The organism is Microbacterium pygmaeum (genome assembly GCF_900100885.1).
Classification (GTDB): domain Bacteria; phylum Actinomycetota; class Actinomycetes; order Actinomycetales; family Microbacteriaceae; genus Microbacterium; species Microbacterium pygmaeum.
Map to the genome: position 1 here is coordinate 3,375,377 of NZ_LT629692.1, position 20,227 is coordinate 3,395,603.

Sequence of the window (20,227 nt, forward strand, 5' to 3'; positions counted from 1 at the left end):
GACCGGGTCGTGACCACACCGTTGCCTGCCGGCGGTGCGGCGTCGCGTACCATAAAGGGACGTATTCGCACGACACGGGGGTGATCGCGTGACGGATGTGGTCACCAGACCGAACGCTGACAGTGCGCCGGACGACGATGCGATCGTCGACGGGCCGGTCGGCGACGCCGCAGCGCCTCCTGGCGACGCGACGACCGGCGAATACGCATGGGCTCCCGCCGAGCCCCCGAAGCGCAGCAAGCACCTCGGCTGGTGGATCGGCGTTCCGGCCGGAGCCGCAGTCATCGCGCTCGTCGCCTCCTCCCTCGTCCTCATCGCCCCCGGCACCTCGATCGCCGGCGTCCCGGTGGGCTTTTCCACCCCCGGTGCCGCGGCCGACGCCGTGGCGGCGCAGTTGGCCACCACGACCGTCGTGCTCACGGGTGACGGTGGCGACGCCGAGGTCACCGCCGCCGAGCTCGGCGCCTCCGTCGACTCGCGGGCGCTCGCCGACCGGGCGTTCGCCCTGCACCCGATGTGGAACCCGACGACCTGGTTCGCAGACCCCTCGACGGCCGCTGTCAGCATCGACGAGGAGGCCGCGACAACGGCGCTGCGCGAAGCAGCACCGGCGCTGTACACCGACCCCGTCGATGCGACGATCGCCTTCGATGCCGCCACCGCCAGCTTCATGACGACTCCCGCCGAGCCCGGAACCGGTGTGGACGTCGAATCCGTCCGCCTCGCCCTGCAGACCGCGCTCGCCGACGGCGAGTCCCGCGTCGAGCTCGACGCGACGCCGGCTGAAGTCGCGGCCATCACCTCGACGGCGACCGCCGAAGCGTCGACGGCGACGCTGAACAGCATGCTCGACACCGCCGGCTTCTACGTCGGGACCGAGCGCACGGTGCCGATCGATCGCGCGGTCGCGGCATCCTGGATCACCGTCCAGCCGACCGATGACGGAACCTTCGACATCAGCGCCGACGCGGCGGCGATCCAGCCGATGGTCGATTCTCTGGCCCCGCTCGTGAACCGGGCGGCCGAGAACGGCAAGGTCATCACAGACTCCAGCGGCGACGTGCTCCGCGAGGAGGCTGCCGGCATCTCCGGCCGCGCCCTCGGCGACACGTCGAGCGTCGCATCGGATTACGCCACCCAGCTGTCGACCGGCAACGCCGCGTTCACGCTCCCGGTCACCGAGGTCGCGCCGGTCATCACGACGCTCGCCCGTCGCATCGAGGTGAACCTCAGCGACCAGCAGGCGGTCCTTTACGAGAACAACGCGGTGGTCCAGTCCTGGTACATCTCGTCGGGCAAGGACGGCTTCAACTCGGGAACCGGCAACTTCCGGATCAATTCGAAGCTCACCTCGCAGAACATGGGAAACCGCGATCTGACGAAGGCGCCGTACTACTTCACGCCGGACGTGCCGTACGTCATGTACTACAACGGCGACGAGGCCCTCCACGGGACCTACTGGCACGACAACTTCGGCAACCAGATGAGCCACGGCTGCATCAACATGCCCGTGAGTGCCGCCGAGTACGTGTTCGACTGGGCGCCGATCGGCACCGAGGTCTCTGTGCACTACTGACACGTGACGGGTCGATGCGAGCGAAGCCCGCGTGAATGCGTCAGCGTGTCAAGGTCGAGTAGCGAGCGCCATCGAGCGTATCGAGACCTCCCGCACCGCTGGTCTCCCCTGCACGCGGCGAGGGGCCGGATGCCGCAGCATCCGGCTCCTCGACCGGTTCGTCCCGGCGCTCAGCCGATCGAATCGATGATCCCGTTCAACGTGTCCGACGGCCGCATGATCGCCTCGACCAGCTCCTCGTCGGGGCGGTAGTACCCGCCGATCTCGGCCGGCGAGCCCTGCACGGCAAGCAGCTCGTCGACGATCCGCTGCTCGTGCGTCGAAAGCACCTCGGCGACCGGCGCGAAGATCGCCGCCAGCTCGGGATCCGCCTGCTGGGCGGCGAGCTCCTGCACCCAGTACAGGGCGAGGTAGAAGTGGCTCCCCCGGTTGTCGATCGTCCCGAGTGCGCGCCCGGGCGACTTGTCGTTCTCCAGGAAGGTTCCCGTGGCGGCATCCAGTGTGTCGGCCAGGACCTGCGCCCGCACGTTGCCCGTGGTCGTCGCCAGGTGCTCCAGCGATGCCGCGAGGGCGAAGAACTCGCCCAGCGAGTCCCACCGGAGGTAGTTCTCCTCGACGAGCTGCTGCACGTGCTTGGGGGCCGACCCGCCGGCGCCCGTCTCGAACAGTCCGCCGCCGGCGAGCAGCGGCACGATGCTGAGCATCTTGGCCGACGTGCCGACCTCGAGGATCGGGAACAGGTCGGTGAGATAGTCGCGCAGCACGTTGCCGGTCACCGAGATGGTGTCCTTGCCCTGGCGCAGCCGGTCCAGCGAGTACTGCGTCGCCTCGGCGGGCGGCAGGATCTCGATCGTGAGGCCCTCGGTGTCGTGATCCTTCAGATAGGTCGCGACCTTCTCGATCAGCGCGGCGTCATGCGAGCGCGTCTTGTCCAGCCAGAACACCGCCGGAGTCGCGGACGCGCGGGCGCGTGAGACGGCGAGCTTCACCCAGTCGCGGATCGGGATGTCCTTGGTCTGCGTGGCGCGCCAGATGTCGCCGGTCTGCACGGTGTGCTCGATCAGCACGTCGCCCGCCTGGTCGAGCACCTGGACCACGCCCGGGGCGGCGATCTCGAACGTCTTGTCGTGGCTGCCGTACTCCTCGGCGGCCTGGGCCATGAGGCCCACGTTCGGCACGGAACCGATCGTCGCGGGGTCGAGCGGCCCGTGGGCGATCACGTCGTCGATCACGGTCTGGAAGACGCCGGCGTAGGAGGAGTCGGGGATGACGGCGAGGGTGTCGTCCTCGCCGCCGTCGACACCCCAGAGCTTTCCGCCGTTGCGGATGAGGGCCGGCATCGAGGCGTCCACGATGACATCCGACGGCACGTGCAGGTTGGTGATGCCCTTGTCGGAGTTCGTGTACGACAGTCTCGGTCCGCGCTCGAGGTCTGCGGTGATCGCCGCGGCGATGTCATCGCCGATGTCCACCGACGGGAGCCCGGCGAGGATCGCACCCAGACCGTCGTTGGGGGTCAGCCCCGCCTCGGCGATGCGATCGCCGTACCGGTCGAAGACGTCCGCGAAGTAGGCCTTCACGACGTGCCCGAAGATGATCGGATCGCTGACCTTCATCATCGTCGCCTTGAGGTGCACCGAGTAGAGCACGTCGTCGTCCGCGGCATCCGCCAGCGTCTGCGCCAGGAAGGCGTCGAGCGCCGACGCGGACAGGAAGGTCGCGTCGATGATCTCGCCCGGGAGCACCTTGATGCCGGTCTTGAGCTGGGTCACCGTGCCGTCCTCGGCGACGTGCTGGATCGTCAGGACGTCGTCGCTCGGGATGACCACGGTCTTCTCGTTGGACTTGAAGTCGTCGTGGCCGAGCGTGGCGACACGTGTCTTGGAGCCGGTCGCGAAGGCCTTGTTGCGGTGCGGATGCTTGCGCGCGTAGTTCTTCACGGACAGCGGCGCGCGGCGGTCGCTGTTGCCCTCGCGCAGCACCGGGTTCACGGCCGAGCCCTTGATGCGGTCGTACCGTGCGCGGACGTCCTTGGCCTCGAGGGTGTCGGCCTCGTCGGGATAGTCGGGGATGTCGTAACCCTGGGCCTGGAGCTCGGCGACGGCGGCCTTCAGCTGCGGGATGGACGCCGAGATGTTGGGCAGCTTGATGATGTTGGCCTCGGGCAGCGTGGCGAGTCCGCCGAGCTCGGCCAGCGCGTCGCCGACCTGCTGCTCGGGAGTCAGCTTCTGCGGGAACGCCGCGAGGATACGACCGCCGAGCGAGATGTCGCGCGTTTCGACGTCGACTCCCGCCTGACCTGTGATGGCCTTCACGATCGGCAGGAAGGATGCGGTCGCGAGCGCCGGCGCCTCATCGGTGTGGGTGTAGATGATGGTCGAGTCGGTCACCGTCGTGGTCTCCATTCGGTCGTCGTTTCCAGACTATCTCAACGCCGAAGTATCTCGACATCGAGATACTTCTGTGTGTGAGAGCCGAATGAACCCGCGTTCCTCGCCTTCGCGATTCGGCGATCCGACCACTAGCCTGTGGCTATGGCTGAGCTGCGTCTGGTCGAACTGTCCGCTGCGACGATCGTGGCGGTCAACAACATGTCCCTCAAGCCCGGGCAGGAGCAGTATCTGGCCCCGGTGAGCTATGGGATCGCGGCCACCGTGATCAATCCGCAGACATCGTGGCAGCGGGTCGTGCTCGATGCGAACGAGGTCGTGGGCTTCGTCAGCGCGAACTTCGATCCCGAGGCGCCCGAGGAGCATTTCCAGTCGGTGCTGTGGCGAATCAACGTCGACGCCGACGATCAGGGTCGCGGCGTCGGCCGCTTCGCGGTGCAGAAGCTCCTCGAAGAGGCGCGCGACCGCGGCGTCGACCGCGTCGACGTGATCTACGAAGCGGGCGAGGGCGGCCCGCAAGCGTTCTTCGAGCGCGTCGGGTTCACACCGGTGGGTGAGACCGAGTACGGCGAGGTCATCGCCGAGATCCGCCTGTAGCGCGGGGCGGGCGCTGCGCGGCATCCGCTCGGTCCTTCCGTCTGAGGATGTGCCTTCCGCGCGTCGGAGGATGTGCTTTCCGCGCGTCGGAGGATGTGCCTTCCGTCGGAGGATTCGCGTGAATCCTCCGACGTTCGTCACGTCCTCCGACGCAAAGCGCCGAGAGCGCCGGTCGACACCCGCGGGCACCGGCTCAGACCAGCGACTCCCGCCACGCGGCGTGCAGCTGCGCGAACTTGCCAGTGCCGGCGATGAGCTCCTCGGGGGTGTCGTCCTCGATGATCTCGCCGTGCTCCATCACGAGCACCCGGTCGGCGATGGCGACGGTCGAGAGCCGATGGGCGATGATGATCGCGGTCCGGTCGGCCAGCAGGGTTTGCAGGGCCTCCTGGATCTGGCGCTCCGACGGCATGTCGAGCGAGGCCGTCGCCTCGTCCAGGATCAGCACCGCCGGGTCCGCCAGGAACGCCCGGGCGAACGAGATCAGCTGGCGCTGCCCCGCAGAGACGCGACCGCCGCGCTTGTTCACGTCGGTGCCGTAGCCGTCCGGGAGTGCCTCGATGAAGGCATCCGCCCCCACCGCCCGCGCAGCCGCGCGGATCTCGTCCATCGTCGCGTCGGGCTTGCCGAACGCGATGTTGTCGGCGACGGTCCCGCTGAACAGGTACGCCTCCTGCGTGACCATGACGATCGCGCGCCGGAGGTCCTTGGGGTGCAGTCGGCGCAGGTCCACGCCGTCCAGGCTGACGCTGCCGGAGGACGGGTCGTAGAAGCGCGAGACGAGCTTCGCGAGCGTCGACTTGCCGGCACCGGTGGTGCCCACGAGTGCAACGGTCTGCCCGGCGGGGATGTCGAGCGTGAAGTCCGGCAGGATCACCCGATCGTCGGAGTAGCCGAAGTGCACGTCCTGGAACCGGATGTGCCCGCGCGCGTTCCACAGGTCGACCGGCTTCTCGGGATCAGGCACGGTGGGCTGTTCCTCCAGCACTCCCGAGACCTTCTCCAGCGCGGCGGTGGCGGACTGGTAGGAGTTCAGGAAGAACGCCACCTCCTGCATCGGCGAGAAGAAGTTGCGGACGAAGACGACCGAGCCCAGCAGCGTTCCGACCAGGATCGAGCCGTCCGCGACACGGATGCCGCCCCAGAGCACGATCAGCGCGAGCGCGACCGAGGCGATCGCCATGAGTCCCGGCTCGAAGGTTCCGAACAGGCGGATCGAGCGGATGTTGACGTCGCGGTACTTGAGGGCCAGCTCGCCGAACTCGTCGTCGTTGCGCTGCTCCTTGCGGAACGCCTTGACGGCGCGGATGCCCGTCATCGTCTCGACGAACTTCACGATGACCTGCGCGCTGACCACTCGCGACTCGCGGTACACCGCCTGCGAGCGGAGGTAGAACCAGCGCATGAGCAGGAACAGCGGGATGCCGGCTACCGTCAGGATCACGCCGGACTGCCAGTCCAGGAAGTAGAGCGCGACGAGCGTGAACACGCCGTACAGCACGCCGGAGACCAGCTCGTTCAGCCCGCCGTCCAACAGCTCGCGGATCGTGTCGAGGTCGCTCGTCTGGCGCGAGATGATCCGGCCCGAGGTGTACGACTCGTGGAATTCGAGGCTCAGGCGCTGCGTGTGCAGGAAGATCCGCTTCCGCAGCTCCAGCATGACTGCCTGCGTCAGGCGCGCCGCGACCACGACGTACCAGCCGATGAGGGCGGCGCCGCCGATGCCGGAGAGCAGGTACACCACGACCACGCCGATCGTGGGGAGCCAGTTCATCTGCTCCACCGCGGCGGGCAGGGCCGTGTCGAAGCCGTACGCCAGCAGCAGGGGTCCGATCACGCGCAGCGCGGTCGAGACGACCAGCACGACGCCGGCCAGCACCAGCTGCCAGCGCAGCGGCGAGATCAGGGATCCGAGGAGGCGCAGCGACCGGCGGCGGATCGAGCGGCTCTCGTCGCGCGTGTAGTCCGAGCGGTCCTCGCCCGCGGTTCCCGTCACGGTGACCGTGCTCATCGCTTCACCTCCATCGCCTGATCCAGATCCGGTTCCTGTGCCTGCGCCTGTCGGAGCGCCTCATCCGTCTCCAGGCTCGTGATGACGTGCCGGTAGTGCTCGCTGTCGCGCAGCAGCTCCGAGTGCGTCCCGACCGCAGTGACGCGTCCGGCCTCCAGCAGCGCGACCCGGTCGGCGAGCATGACCGTGGACGGCCGGTGGGCGACGACCAGGGCGGTCGTGCTGTGCAGGACCTCCCGCAGGGCGTCCTCGACGAGCGCCTCGGTGTCGACGTCGAGCGCCGACAGCGGGTCGTCCAGCACCAGCACCGAGGGCCGCGCGGCGACGGCGCGCGCGAGCGCGAGCCGCTGTCGCTGACCGCCGGAGAGGCTGAGGCCCTCTTCGCCGATGATCGTGTCGACGCCGTCGGGGAGGTCGTCGATGAAGCCCGCCTGTGCGACGCCGAGGGCCTCGCGCAGGACCCGCTCGGCCTCGGGGCTGCCGGGCTCGAGGTCTTCGCGACCGAGGAGCACGTTGTCGCGCACGGTCTGCGAGAACAGGGTTGCATCCTCGAAGGCCATGCCGATGTGGGTGCGCAGCTCGCGCAGGCTCAGATCCCGCACATCGACGCCGTCCAGGGTGACGCGCCCGCCGGTCACGTCGTACAGGCGCGTCGGGAGCGTGGTCAGGGTGGTCTTGCCCGATCCGGTCAGACCCACCAGCGCCATCGTCTCGCCCGGACGCAGCACCAGGTCGACACCGTCGATGAGGTCGCGTTCGGATGCCGCGGCATCCTGATACCGGAAGTGCACGTTCTCGAACGCGAGCTCTCCGCGAGCATGCTCGATGGTGACGGGCGATCGGGGATCGGTGATCGCGTTCTGCTCGTCGAAGACCTCGAAGATGCGGTCGGTCGCCGTCCGCGCGTCCAGGAGGAACGAGAACAGGAAGCCGATCGACTCCATCGGCCAGCGCAGCACCGTGGCCATCACGAAGAAGGCGACGAGCTCGGCGCTCTGGAGCTGCCCGAGGGCGGTCAGGTAGATCCCGACCCCGAGACACAGCGCGAAGGCGATGTCGGGGAGCAGGACGAGCCAGAACCAGATGCCACCGACCGCCATGGCCTTGCTGAGCTCGGTCTCGCGCAGCGTCTCGGCCTGGCGGGTGAACTTGCGCAGCGCGTGCTTGCCGCGGCCGAACGCCTTCAGCACGCGGATGCCGTGCACGCTCTCCTCGACCGAGGTCGCAAGGTCTCCCGCCTGGTCCTGGCTCTGCCGGGCAAGGGTGCCATAGGTCTTCTCGAACCGGTAGCCGGCGTACCAGAGGGGTGCCGAGACCACGAGGAAGGTCGTGCCGAGCAGCCAGTGCCAGCGGAACAGCAGCACCGTGCCGACCGCGATCGTCAGGACGTTGACGACCAGGAGCACCAGGCCGAAGGCGAGCCATCGCCGCAGCATGCTGATGTCCTGCATCATGCGGCTGAGCAGCTGACCGGACTGCCACTTGTCGTGGAACGAGACGGGCAGCCGCTGCAGCCGCGCGTAGAAGCTCTCGCGGATCTCGTACTCGACCATCGTCGCGGGTCCGAGCACGAACCAGCGCCGCAGCCACACCATGACCGCCTCGAAGAGGCCGAGGACGAGGATCGCGGTCGCGCCCCACGCGATCTGCCCGAAGTCGCCCGACGCGATCGGCCCCTGGACGATGACCTCCAGGACGAGCGGGATCGTCAGGGCGAGCAGGCTGGCGATGAGCGCGCTGACGGCGCCCAGGATGAGGCGCCCGAGAACGGGCTTCGCGAAGGGCAGCAGGCGCAGGAGCGCCCTCGGCGTGGAGAGGCGGCCGTCGTGTGCAGGAGGGGTGGAGATCATGATCCTTGGAGGATGTCGCGCAGGTGGAGAGGCAGAAGGAGTCGTCGAGGCGTCCGGGAACAGCGACGCCGGCAACGACTGACGAACGAGAACGCGTATGGTGCCGGCTCTATGCCCTCGCGGGCGAGCCGACCCGGCTCAGCCGAGCAGTACGGCGGTTCCGTTCGGGCCGCGGCGCGCCGCGCGAATGCGGAGGACGGCGGCGACCGGCGTGACGGCGACGGCGATCGTGTTCATGGCATCCTCCTTCGACGGGCCCGCGGGCGGCGGGCGACAGCCCTCCAGAGTATTCCTGCGCGGCGGAAGCCGCAACCCCGATCTTCAGCCGCGCGCTTCGCGCGCCAGCAGGCTGCGCTTCACGTCCAGCCCCCAGGCGAAGCCGCCGAGGGATCCGTCCGAACGCAGGACGCGATGGCAGGGCACGAACAGCGCGGGGGCGTTGCGGGCGCAGATGGATGCTGCAGCCCGCACGGCTGCGGGCGATCCGAGTTCGGCGGCGAATTCGCTGTAGGAGAGCGGATGCCCCGGCTCGATGCCCCGCAACGCCGACCAGCCGGCCAGCTGCATGGCGGTGCCCGACTGGACGACCTCGACGTCGTCGATCGCCGAGAGGTCGCCCTCGTAGTAGGCGAGGACTGCGTCCGCGGCATCCGTCTCCCCCGCCACGACCGACTGCGGGCGCGCGGACGGGCCGATGCGGTGCAGGATCTCGTCGTGGTCGGCGCTCCACCCGGACGCGAGGACCCGCCCCCGGTCGTCGGCGACGAGGGTGAAGGGTCCATCGGGTGTGTCGAGGGTCTGGATGACGGCGGTGCTCATGAGGGATTCTCCGTACCGGTTGCAGGGTCAGGGATGTCGGGCGTGGGTCGGCGGGCGCCTGCGACCCGCGCCGGATCGGGTCCCCCGACGACAGGCGCACGCCACGAACTCGTCACCGGCGCCGCGTACCAAAGGTGCGCCATCAGATAGCTGCGCCAGGGCGCGGCCCGTGCGGCCCAGGCGGTCAGGCCCGCGGCGTCGGCGGGGATACCCGCCGACGCCGCGCCGGCACGGGCGGCGACATCGCCGGGCAGCAGCACATCCGGATCGCCGAGCACGCGCATCCGCACGTAATCGGCGGTCCACGGGCCGATGCCGGGCATCGCCAGCAGCGCGGCGCGCTGGTGCGCACCGTCGTCGCCGGGTCCGAGGTCGAGTTCGCCGGAGGTCAGCGCGGTCGCGGCGTTCGTGATCGACCGCACGCGGGCGGCAGGACCGCGCAGCACCTCGGGGCCGTGCTCGGCCAGCGCCGCCATCGTCGGGAAGAGGATCGCTGGGCTCCCGGCGACATCCGTGCGCTCTCCGAGCGCTGCGGCGAGCCAGCTCATCGCGGTGCGCGCCGCGGCCACCGAGATCTGCTGACCGATCATCGCGCGGATGAGCATCTCGTGCGGGTCGACCGCGCCGGGTACCCGGACGCCGGGGATCCGCGCCACCAGGGGCGCCAGCTGCGGCTGCTGCGACAGCGCCTCGTCGACGGCGAGCGGATCGGCGTCCAGATCGAAGAGCCTCCGGGCCCGCGCGACGAGCGAGGAGAGGTCGGCGAGGCTGGTCAGGCGGGCCCGCAGGCGCACGCGGCCCGTCTCATCGACGCGCATCTCGAACCACGCCGGTCCGCCGGGCAGGGCGATCGTGCGCGCGAACGTCTCGGCGGTCGCCGTCTCGACACCGGCAACGGCGTGGGCGGCCATCCATCCGAAGAGTCCGGCCGCATCCAGCGCACCGCGATGCGGCAGCACCAGGTCGATCGTGCCGGGCGCAGCCGTCAGCGCCCGACGGCGGCGTGCGCGCAACTGCAGGGGCGTCATTTCGAACACCTCTTGGATCGTGTCGTTGAACTGGCGGATGCTGGTGAAGCCCGCGGAGAAGGCGACGTCGGACACCGGCAGATCGGTGCCCACCAGCAGCATGCGCGCGGTGTGCGCGCGGTGCGCCCTGCTGAGGGCCAGAGGCCCTGCGCCGAGTTCGGTGGTGAGCATGCGCGTCAGGTGCCTCGACGAGTAGCCCAGCCTCGCCGCCAGGCCGGGAACGCCTTCACGCTCGACGACGCCGTCGGCGATCAGGCGCATCGCACGGCCCGCGGCGTCGCCGCGCAGGTTCCACTCCGGCGATCCCGGCGCCGCCTCGGGAAGGCAGCGCTTGCACGCGCGATACCCCGCCTCATGCGCCGCTGCTGAGGTGGCGAAGAAGCTGACGTTCGATGGTTTCGGCGTGCGGGCGGGGCAGCTCGGGCGGCAGTAGATCCCGGTGGATCGGACCGCGGTGACGAACTGCCCGTCGAACCGGGAGTCGCGGGAGTCGATCACCCGGTAGCGCTCGTCGAACGACATGGACGCGTTCCCCGGCGCTCCCGTCATCCTCGCAGCGGTCGGCGTGATCGGGCTCATGCCTTCATCCTGACAGCCGCGCCCGACATCCACTAGCGGAAATCGGACACGGCTGTCGGACGAACCTCACCCGCTGATGATCGCGAATCCTCCGCTCGGAACGCTCACCGTCCTCGTGCCCTGAACGTCGTAGCTGCGCACCACTCCACCGGCTGAGTCGTACACCACCGCAGTGGCGGCTGCGCCGTCCCACCCGACCGACACCCGCTGCGGCACGGCAGCGCTGGAGTGCACGAGCTGCGTCGAGCCGCCAGCGCCGGTCAGCAGCAGACGCGATGCGATCGGACGCACGATCAACGCGTCCAGCTGCAGGGATCCGGACAGGACGTCCACGCGGACCGCGCCGCGGTCGGCGAGCGCAGGCAGCTGGAGTTGACGCGGCAGCAGCACCCCGTCCGTCGGCGAGATGCCCTGCGGCGGGGCGGACTCGCGCAGAAGGCCGAGCGGAACCCGATTCGCCGTCCACACCGACGTGCTCGCGTTCCCGGGCGCGGACCACACCACGGGCTCGACCCACCGTCGCGTCGAATCCGTCCCGATGTCGACCACGGCGTGCTGACCTCGGGTGAGGGTGAGCGAATCGCCCGACCAGCTGGACTCGCCGGTCCACGACTCGGGTGTGGTGATCGTCCCGTCGGTCTCGGCGGCGCTCTCGGCCTCGATCAGTTCGAGCCCGTCACGGTCGGCGATCGTGGCGACCGAAGCGGCACGCACCGCGAGGTCGGGACGCTCGTCGAGGGCGATCATCGTCAGCAGGCCGTGGATCGTGCTCTCGGCGCCGCTGTTGCGGTTGACCGTGCCGTCAGGCTGAAGACCGTCGAAGGTGACGCCGGTGGCGGGGTCGTACATCTTCGCCCCGGCGGCGTTCGCCCCGAAGAACCAGGCCGCCTGCATGCCGGCCAGCGCCTCGAAGCCGGCGGAACCGGTGGCGTCGGCGACCGCGAGCAGCGACTGCACCCGTGAGTCGGCACCGTAGGCGATCTGCACCCGATCGGTCGGACTTGGGAACCATCCGTTGTCCGGCCCGCCTGCGGTCAGGAGAGTGGTGAAGAACGAGGACGCGTCGGTGACGGCGGGCGCCCCCAGGGCCGGATCGCCCAGGACGACGGATGCCTCGGCCAGCGCCGCCGGCATCTGCGAGCCCCATGCGTGCCACATGCTGCGCGACTGCGCCCACGGCAGGATCGCACCGTAGGGCCATGACCGCACGGATCCCGCAGACATCGCCGCGATCCCCTCGGCGAGTTGCCGCAGGGCGTCCCTCGATGCCACGTCGTCGGGCTCGGCGCTCACGCGCGCCGCGAGTCCGAGCACCGCCTCAGCCGAGGCATCCGCCCCGTCGACGATCAACCATGCCGGCACGCGCATGCCGTCAGACTCGGTCCACTCGCCGTAGCGGGAGAGCACCTGCCGATCAAGTGCACCGACCGACAGCGCCAGGCGCTCCTCGAGGAAGGCCGCGAAGTCGGGATCGACGTCCTGGAACGCGGCGTATCCCTCGCCGAGCGCCCAGATGGTGCGCGCGAGCCAGTAGCTCGGGCCGGAGTCGGACGGATCCGGCAGCTCCACCGGCTCCGCCGACGGGTTCAGAGCGCCATCGGGCTGCATCCACAGCACGACGTTGCCCGCATTCGCGCCGTCCGTCGTCTGCAGGTAGGCGACGGACCGGAGCAGCTCGTAGGCCTTCTGCCGACTCGAGTCCTGCCCGCTCTGCTGCCAATGGCGCAGGTACACCACGGCGGTGCGTGCGACGTCGTCGGCGTTGTAGGCGCCCTGGCCCCAGTCCCCCGTCGCAGGATCCAGCGTGCCGCCGCCGACCCGCTCGAATGTGCCGCCGTCGCGCGCATCGGCATAGGTCCACGGCATCACGAGCGCCGGTTCCTCCTCGAGGCGGTAGGTCGTGTGACCGGCGACGTCCGCAGGCGGTGTGACTTCGTCCAGCAGGAAGTCCAGGTGCGCGAGGTTCGTCAGCGGCGGCTGGTCGGCGTGCGCCGCGGCGGGTCCCGCGAGTGAGATGGTCAGAGCGAGGACCGCTGCGCCGGCCAGAGCCGATACGCGCGCACCTCGTCGTGCTTGCGTCGTCATGTCGTTCCTTCGTTTCAGGTTGATGCGGCGTCGGTGCGCTCCAGGAGCGCGACGCCGATCTTGGAATCGGCCATGCCGTAGAAGACGAACAGCCGCCCGTCGATCTCCTCGATCGCGGTGGGGAAGACGACGTTGGGCACGATGCCGCTGCGCTCGTCGTCGGTCTCGGGCGCCAGCAGCGGCTCGGCCGTACGCGCGATGACGGTGGACGGATCGTCGGCGCTCAGCAGCAGCGCGCCTGCGGCGTAGTTGACCTTCTGCTGCTGCGAGAACGCGCTGTCGATCACGCCGGTGACGCCGTGATGGATCACCAGCCAGCCCTCCGGCACGCGCAGCGGGGGTGGCCCTCCGCCGATCTTGAGCTCCTCGAACGGGTACTCAGGACCGGCGACGAACCGATGCTGTCCCCACAAAGCCAGGTTGGCGAGATCCTGCTGCACGTCCGCCAGCGGGATGTAGCTGATCCAGATCGACTGACGCTCGTCGCTCACTCCGGCGGGGACGCGCACGCCCTGACCGGGCTTCGTCTCGTCGAGGTTCCACATCGGCCGGTGCAGCACGGCGAGCGACGCGGTGCCGTCCGGTGCGGTCACCGGCTCGGGGAAGAACACGGTGTCCTTGTTGTGGAAGAGGTTCAGATCCATATCCAGCGCGTCGTCGTAGCGGAAGAGTGCCGGGCCCAGCCGCCGCCACTCGCGGAGGTCCTCCGAGACCGCGATCGCCGTCCGCGGACCCAGCGGCCCGTAAGCCACGTAGGTCATGACGTGCAGGCCGAGCACGTCGATCCAGGTCGTGCGCGGATCCTCGACGCCGGCGTTGCCGACCCCGCGCTCCCACCCGCGATCGGGCTCGAGCACGATGCCCTCGCGTTCGACCGACACCGGGACGCCGTTCTCGACGACGACGCGGGCCAGGCCGACGCGCGAGACGTTGCCCTCGGCGACCAGGCGCGGCAGCAGGTACAACTCGCCGTCCGGCCCGCGCCCGGAGCCGGGGTTGAGGACGCCTTCCGCCTCGAGCGGGTCGCCGTCGCGCGGCGTCATCACGATGCCGACGCGGGTGAGTCGATAGGGAATCGAAGTCATGGTCATCCTTTCACCCCGGATCCGAGGTCGTTCGTCGTGAAGTACCGCTGGAAGACGATGAACAGGGTCACCGCGGGCACCGCCAGCACGACGGCGCCGGCCATCATGGCGCCGAAGGGGTTCGCGGTGGACGCCGCGATGTTGGAGATGAAGTTGGCCAGCGACACGGCCAGCGGCTGCATCGAGGCTTCCTTCGTGATCAGGAACGGCCACAGGAATTCGTTCCACGGGCCGATGAAGGTCAGCAGCAGGGCGGTCACCAATGCCGGACGCACGAGCGGAAGTGCGACGCTCCACAGCACGCGGAACTCCCCCGCACCGTCGATGCGCGCGGCCGAGAACAGATCTTTCGGCAGCTGCAGGAAGTACTGCCGGAAGATGATCACCGCGGTGGAGTTGATCAGGAACGGCAGGATCATGCCCAGATAGTTGTCGGAGAGTCCGAAGTCGCGGGCGATCATCACGTACAGCGGGATCATCAGCATCTGGAACGGGACCACCTGGACCAGGATCAGCAGCGCGAACGTCGCTCCGCGCCCACGCCATTCCAGTACGGCGAGCGCGTAGCCGGCGAGCACGCCGAACACCACGGTGCCAAGAAGCACCCCGCCGGTGAAGATCCCCGAGTTGACCAGGCCCTGGAACAGGTTGATCCGCTCGTTGATGTTCACGTAGTTCTCGCCGGTGAGGTTCGCCGGGTTGGGGAAGGCACCGCCGACGGTGGCATCCACGTCAGTCTGGAACGACCCGACCACCATGTAATAGAACGGGAACAGGAAGGCCAGGGCGCCGAGGCTGAGCACGATGTACAGCGCGATCTTGCTTCCGAGTGCGCGTTTCATGACTCGTCACTTCCCACGAGCTTGCGCTGGACCCACGCGATGAGCAGGACGAGCAGGATGAGGATGACGCCGATCGCCGAGGCCACGTCAGGATTGCCCTGCTCGATGCCCTTCTGGTACATCAGCAGGACCGGGGAGGTCGAGGCTCCGTTGGGCCCGCCACCGCCGGTCAGCAGGTAGGGCTCGGTGAACAGGTTCGCCCCGGTGATGGTCGCCAGCAGCAGGACCAGGAAGGTCGCTGAGCGGACGCCGGGCACGGTGACCGAGAAGAACTGCCGGATGCGGCCGCCGCCGTCCATCGCGGCGGATTCGTACAGCTCCTTCGGCACGTTCTGCAGCGCCGCGAGGTAGAGGAGGATGTAGAACCCGAGTCCCTTCCACGTCACGAACAGCGCGATCGTGGGCATCGCGAGGCTCGAGTTGACCAGCCACGACGGGTCTGGCGCGAGCGGCCCCAGGATGTTGTTGACAAGTCCGCCGCTGGAGAACAGGAACAGCCAGACGGCCACGACGGCGACGGACGCGGACACGTACGGGACGTAGTAGCTCACCCGGAAGAACGTGCGGGCGTGCACGACGCGGTCGAGCGCCGATGCGAGCACGATCGAGAGCACGACGGTCAGCGGCACGTTGATGACGAGGAAGATCCCGACGTTGCCGAACGACTGCCAGACCGCCGGATCGGTGAGCACCGCGACGTAGTTGTCGAAGCCGACGAACGGTCGATCCACGACGGCGCCGGGTGCTGCGAAGAAGTAGTCCTGGAAGGACATCCACACCGCGAAGACGATCGGCCACGCGAAGATCACCAGGACGAAGATCAGGTACGGCGCGGCGAACAGGATGCCGAGTGGGTTGGCGCCCAGGAGCTTCCGGCGCCTTCGCGGCGTGCTGTGGTCATCCGGCGCACCGGCCGCCCGGCCGGCCGGCCGGGGGTCATCCCCCGTCCGTCCGGCCGGCTGGAGCGTCGTGCTCATCTCAGTTCCCCGCCGCGAGATCGTCGACCTCGGTCGCCGTGTCGGAGAGGAACGTGTCCACGTCCGTGTCGCCGAAGATGACGGACTCCGAGTAGCCGTCGCGGAACGCCTGCCAGATCTCGACCGAGTTCTGCACGTTGGGCACCTCCACCGTGCGCGAGGCCTGGTCGCCGAACTGCTCATAGGCCGGGTTCGCCGAGAAGTAGTCGGGGTAGGTCTCGGTCAGGTTCTGGCGCAGCGGCATCTGGCCCGTCTCTTCGAGCCACGCCCCGTCCTGCTCCTCGCTGGTGGCGAACTTCAGCACGTCCCACGCGGTGCCCTTGTTCTCGCAGGCGGTGAACATGCCGACGTTCTTGGCGTCGCTGAAGGTCCAGGTGTCCTCGGGAGCGGTGCCGTCCTGGGTGGGCACGGGGACCGCGCCCCAGTCCACGTCGTCGCCGTAGACCGAGATGGCCCAGGGGCCGACGATGGCCATCGCGGAGTAGCCGTCCGCGAAGGCGTCACCCTGGTACTGCTCCTGCCCGGCCAGCTGATCCTCGTACAACGTCGCCCAGAAGTCGGCGACGGCCTTGCCGTCATCGCTGTCGAAGGTCGCCTTCGCGTCCTCGACCAGTTGGGTCCCGCCGGTCTGCGCCGCGTAGAGCGGGTAGAAGTCGAACCACGACTGGAAGAATTCGCTGGTGGGCGCCGGGTTGATCGCGTACTGCGCGACCCCGGCATCCTTGAGCGTCTTGGACGTCGCAAGGAACTCGTCGTAGGTCGACAGCGCGGGGTTCTCCGGATCGAGCCCGGCCGCTGCGAACATCGTCTTGTTGTAGAAGATCATGACCGGGTTGGACTTCCACGGCATCTGGTAGAAGTCGCCGTCCTCGGAACGGTACTGATCCGCGATCTCACCGCTGCGGGCGGTGATGTAGTCATCGCCGTCCTCGAAATCGGAGAGGTCGACCAGCCCGCCCTGCTTCTGGAACAGCGGCACCGCTGCCGGCGAGGTGTTGAAAATCAGGCACGGCGCGTTTCCGGCGGTGATCGCCGCGCCGATCGTCTCTTCGCTGGATGCGCCGGCCGGGATCTCCTGCGCTTTGATCTGCTCGTCGGGGTGGTCGGCGTTCCACGCCTCGACCATCTGCTTGCCCCAGGCGATCTCCTGCTCGTTGTTGGAGTACCAGATCGTGATGTCGCCGTGGCTGTCCAAGCCGGCATCACCCCCGCCCCCGCCGCCGCCGCAGGCGGTGAGGGTCAGGACGCCGGCTACTGCTCCGGCGGTGAGAAGGATGCGTCGTCGCATGTGCTGCTCCTTGTTTCGGGCGCGGCGGGGGGCCGCGCGAGGGTTTCTCTCAGGGGAAGGCGGGTCCGGTCGACTCGCGGATGATCAGGGTGGGGTCGGGAAGGGTCAGATGCTGCGGGTCGGCACCTTCGAGCGCGGCCAGCAGTGTGCGCGCCGCCGCCGAGCCCCACTGTCTGGCCTCCGTGGCGACGGTGGTGAGCGAGGGGTGCAGGTGCCGGCCGAGCTCGGCGTCATCGAACCCGGTGAGCGAGAGGTCCTCGGGGACGCGCAGACCCGTCCGCTGCGCGACACCCAGTCCCGCGACCGCCATGAGGTCGTTGGAGTAGACGATGGCGGTGGGTCGCTCGCTCTGCTCCAACAGGCGGCGCGTCGCGGCGGCTCCTTCGGCGGCGCTGAAGTCGGTGGGAATCGTCTGGGATCCGATGCCCGCGGCATCCGCGGCATCCTGGAACGCGATCGCGCGACGACGGGAGTGCAGCATCTCCTCCGGGCCGGCGACATGGGCGATCCGCCGATGGCCCAACGTTACGAGGTGGTCGACCGCACGCCGGATGCCCGCGCCGTCGTCGACGGAGATGGAGGAGAAGGGACTCGGCTGATCGGGAACACCGAGCGTGACCGCGTCGAGCCCGAGCTCGGCCACGAGCGCCACCCTTTCGTCGCCTGCCCGCAGATCGGTGAGGATCACGCCGTCCACGCGCCGGTCCTTCGCGAGCCCGCGATACGTCTCTGCCTCGTGTCGACCCGGTGTCGCGACGGCCAGCACCAGCACCTGACCGGACACCGAGAAGACGTCCTCCATTCCGGCGATGAACGCGGGGAAGAAGGGGTCGGCGGCGATGACATCCGCGCTTCGCCCGATCACCAGGCCGCACGCGAAGGAGCGGCCGGTGCTCAGGGCACGCGCCCGGAGGCTGGGCGTCCAGCCGAGTTCCTCGGCGACGTGGAGGATGCGCTCGCGGCTCTCGCGCGAGACCCCCGGCCGGTCGTTGAGGGCGAAGGAGACGAGGCCCTTGCTCACACCCGCATGGCGCGCGACATCCGCGATCGTCGGGCGCGGGTCGGCGGGCATGCGGGCTCCATTGCTTCTAAACCGGTTCAGCCCACGAAACCGGTTCAGGCCGCGCGAGCCAACCCCTTGAACCATCTACGGCGCGGGTGTATCACGTGAACGTGCGCAAGCCCCCCGCGGGCACACAGCCGGGGGCTAGCGTGGAGCCATGAGCGAACGCGAATACGACGTCATCGTGATCGGAGCCGGGGCGGTGGGCGAGAATGTCGCCGATCGTGCCGTGCAGGGCGGCATGTCGACGGTGATCGTCGAGGCCGAACTGGTCGGCGGTGAGTGCTCGTACTGGGCGTGCATGCCGTCCAAGGCGCTCCTGCGCAGCGCCGCAGCGGTGCGGGCAGCGCAGGATGTGGCGGGAGCAGCCGAGGCGGTGACCGGACAGGTGGACGCCGCCGCGGTGCTTCGCCGACGCGATGGCATCACCCACGACTGGGACGACGCGTCACAGGTGAAGTGGCTCGAGGGCGCGGACATCGACCTCGTCCGCGGTCACGCCGAGTTCACCGGTATCAAGAAGCTGCGCGTCACCGCTGGCGACGGCACGGTGACCGACCTCAGTGCCCGGCACGCGATCGCCGTGGCGACCGGCTCTGCCGCCCTGTTGCCGGACATCCCGGGGTTGCGCGAGATCGAGCCGTGGACCAGCCGCGATGCGACCAGCGCCAAAGCGGTCCCTGCATCGCTCGCGATCATCGGCGGCGGTGTCGTCGGAGCAGAGATGGCCACCGCGTACGCCGGGCTCGGCGCGAAGGTGACGTTGATCGTGCGCTCCACGCTCCTGCAGAACATGGAGCCGTTCGCCGGAGAACTCGTCGAGGCGTCCCTCGCGAAGCTCGGCGTGACGATCCGGCGCGGTGTCGATGTGACCGCCGCGCATCGCACCGACGAGAACGCCGTGCTCACGCTCTCCGACGACAGCCGGGTGGTGGCGGAGCAGGTGCTGGTCGCCATCGGACGAACCCCGCGCACCGGCGACCTGGGGCTCGAGAGCATCGGGCTGACACCAGGCGATTGGCTCGAGGTGGACGACACGATGCTGGTGCGGGGTTTCGACTGGCTCTACGCCGTCGGCGACGTCAACCACCGGGCGCTGCTGACCCACCAGGGCAAGTATCAGGCCCGCGCGGCCGGCGACGTCATCGCGGCACGCGCGAAGGGACGGCCGGTCGACGACGCCCCGTGGGGCGCGCACGTCGCGACCGCAGACCACGAGCACGTCCCTCAGGTCACCTTCACCGATCCCGAAGTGGCGTCGATCGGGCTCACGGAAGCTGCCGCCCGGGCGGCGGGGCGCAGCATCCGCGTCCTGGATTACGACCTGTCGTGGGTGGCGGGCGCCTCCACGTACGCCGACCACTACGAGGGCACGGCGCGCGCCGTCGTCGACGAGGACAGGGGCGTGCTGATCGGCGCCACCTTCGTCGGACCCGACGTCGCGGAACTGCTGCACTCGGCGACCGTGGCGATCGTGGGCGAGGTGCCGATCACGCGTCTGTGGCACGCGGTGCCGTCCTACCCAACCGTGAGCGAAGTGTGGCTGCGCTGGCTGGAGGCGTACGGCCGGCCCGACTGAGAACGAGCGGATGCCGGCCGTCGCCGGATCGGCAGAGGGCGGGTGCTCCCGATGGAGCACCCGCCCTCTGCGGCACCGCCCATGCGAGCGCGTAAGGAGTCTCAGCTGCCTGCGAGCTGCTGGTCGAGGTCCTGGATTGCGCGCATCATGCCCAGGAGCGACTCGGACATGTCGTTGATGCCGTCGACGGCGTTCTTCAGGCCGGTGGTCAGCTCGCCGTAGCCCTCGCCGAACTTGCCCGACGCGTGCTGCGTCTTGAAGTCATCGCCCAGCAGGGTGTCGACCTGGCCCTTGAGCGTGTCCAGCTGACCCTGGATGTCATCACGAGCCTGCGACAGCGACGACGCCACCTGCTCCATCTCTGCATACGATGCTCCGAAATCAGCCATCGTCAACTCCTTCAGTCCGGGAATCCGGCCGCCAACCGGGCCGATACCAACAACCTAACCCGGCTTCCG

The 20,227-nt window shown here is 69.1% G+C and carries 15 protein-coding genes; 3 read left to right on the forward strand and 12 right to left on the reverse strand.

Annotated elements, in window-relative coordinates; translation table 11 throughout:
- Nucleotides 1–88: 88 nt before the first annotated feature.
- The gene (locus BLT19_RS16175; protein WP_091492390.1) at nucleotides 89–1,576 is read left to right on the forward strand and encodes a L,D-transpeptidase family protein; all 1,488 of its coding nucleotides are present in this window, start codon (nucleotides 89–91) and stop codon (nucleotides 1,574–1,576) included.
- Between the two features lie 170 nt (nucleotides 1,577–1,746).
- On the opposite strand, the gene BLT19_RS16180 is transcribed toward BLT19_RS16175, so the two are convergent.
- On the reverse strand, nucleotides 1,747–3,966 hold the full coding sequence (locus BLT19_RS16180) for an NADP-dependent isocitrate dehydrogenase (protein ID WP_091494282.1): 2,220 nt from the start codon (nucleotides 3,964–3,966) through the stop codon (nucleotides 1,747–1,749).
- A 144-nt stretch (nucleotides 3,967–4,110) separates the two neighbouring features.
- Between BLT19_RS16180 and BLT19_RS16185 the strand changes: the two genes are divergently transcribed.
- A complete protein-coding gene (locus BLT19_RS16185; protein WP_091492393.1) occupies nucleotides 4,111–4,563 on the forward strand; it encodes a GNAT family N-acetyltransferase in 453 nt (150 codons plus the stop codon).
- Between the two features lie 193 nt (nucleotides 4,564–4,756).
- Here BLT19_RS16185 and BLT19_RS16190 read toward each other — a convergent pair whose 3' ends face one another.
- The 10 genes from BLT19_RS16190 to BLT19_RS16235 all read right to left on the reverse strand — a co-directional run bounded on the left by BLT19_RS16190 (nucleotide 4,757) and on the right by BLT19_RS16235 (nucleotide 18,199).
- Nucleotides 4,757–6,574, reverse strand: coding sequence for an ABC transporter ATP-binding protein (locus BLT19_RS16190; RefSeq protein ID WP_091492396.1), 1,818 nt, complete (start codon nucleotides 6,572–6,574; stop codon nucleotides 4,757–4,759).
- Nucleotides 6,571–8,424, reverse strand: a complete 1,854-nt coding sequence (locus tag BLT19_RS16195; RefSeq protein WP_091492398.1) for an ABC transporter ATP-binding protein — start codon at nucleotides 8,422–8,424, stop codon at nucleotides 6,571–6,573. The genes BLT19_RS16190 and BLT19_RS16195 overlap by 4 nt, the downstream gene beginning before the upstream one ends.
- Nucleotides 8,425–8,745: 321 nt before the next feature.
- Nucleotides 8,746–9,243 (reverse strand): methylated-DNA--[protein]-cysteine S-methyltransferase, encoded by a 498-nt coding sequence (locus BLT19_RS16200; RefSeq protein WP_091492401.1) that lies wholly within the window; start codon nucleotides 9,241–9,243, stop codon nucleotides 8,746–8,748.
- Nucleotides 9,240–10,850 (reverse strand): AlkA N-terminal domain-containing protein, encoded by a 1,611-nt coding sequence (locus BLT19_RS16205; RefSeq protein ID WP_091492404.1) that lies wholly within the window; start codon nucleotides 10,848–10,850, stop codon nucleotides 9,240–9,242. Before BLT19_RS16205 ends, BLT19_RS16200 begins: the two co-directional genes overlap by 4 nt.
- Nucleotides 10,851–10,916: 66 nt before the next feature.
- Nucleotides 10,917–12,935: a hypothetical protein gene (locus BLT19_RS16210; protein WP_091492406.1), complete on the reverse strand. Its 2,019-nt coding sequence runs from the start codon at nucleotides 12,933–12,935 to the stop codon at nucleotides 10,917–10,919.
- Between the two features lie 14 nt (nucleotides 12,936–12,949).
- A complete protein-coding gene (locus tag BLT19_RS16215) occupies nucleotides 12,950–14,020 on the reverse strand; it encodes a glycoside hydrolase family 130 protein (protein ID WP_197672981.1) in 1,071 nt (356 codons plus the stop codon).
- 2 nt (nucleotides 14,021–14,022) lie between these two features.
- Nucleotides 14,023–14,862, reverse strand: a complete 840-nt coding sequence (locus tag BLT19_RS16220) for a carbohydrate ABC transporter permease (RefSeq protein ID WP_091492412.1) — start codon at nucleotides 14,860–14,862, stop codon at nucleotides 14,023–14,025.
- Nucleotides 14,859–15,839, reverse strand: a complete 981-nt coding sequence (locus tag BLT19_RS16225) for a carbohydrate ABC transporter permease (RefSeq protein ID WP_091492415.1) — start codon at nucleotides 15,837–15,839, stop codon at nucleotides 14,859–14,861. The genes BLT19_RS16220 and BLT19_RS16225 overlap by 4 nt, the downstream gene beginning before the upstream one ends.
- A 1-nt stretch (nucleotide 15,840) precedes the next feature.
- Complete coding sequence (locus BLT19_RS16230; protein WP_091492418.1) at nucleotides 15,841–17,127, reverse strand: extracellular solute-binding protein; 1,287 nt, start codon at nucleotides 17,125–17,127, stop codon at nucleotides 15,841–15,843.
- A gap of 49 nt (nucleotides 17,128–17,176) precedes the next feature.
- Nucleotides 17,177–18,199, reverse strand: coding sequence for a LacI family DNA-binding transcriptional regulator (locus BLT19_RS16235; protein ID WP_091492420.1), 1,023 nt, complete (start codon nucleotides 18,197–18,199; stop codon nucleotides 17,177–17,179).
- A 148-nt stretch (nucleotides 18,200–18,347) separates the two neighbouring features.
- Here BLT19_RS16235 and BLT19_RS16240 point away from each other — a divergent pair, with 148 nt between their 5' ends.
- On the forward strand, nucleotides 18,348–19,769 hold the full coding sequence (locus BLT19_RS16240) for a dihydrolipoyl dehydrogenase family protein (protein ID WP_091492423.1): 1,422 nt from the start codon (nucleotides 18,348–18,350) through the stop codon (nucleotides 19,767–19,769).
- A gap of 101 nt (nucleotides 19,770–19,870) precedes the next feature.
- Here BLT19_RS16240 and BLT19_RS16245 read toward each other — a convergent pair whose 3' ends face one another.
- Nucleotides 19,871–20,158: a WXG100 family type VII secretion target gene (locus BLT19_RS16245; protein ID WP_091492425.1), complete on the reverse strand. Its 288-nt coding sequence runs from the start codon at nucleotides 20,156–20,158 to the stop codon at nucleotides 19,871–19,873.
- Nucleotides 20,159–20,227: the final 69 nt, after the last annotated feature.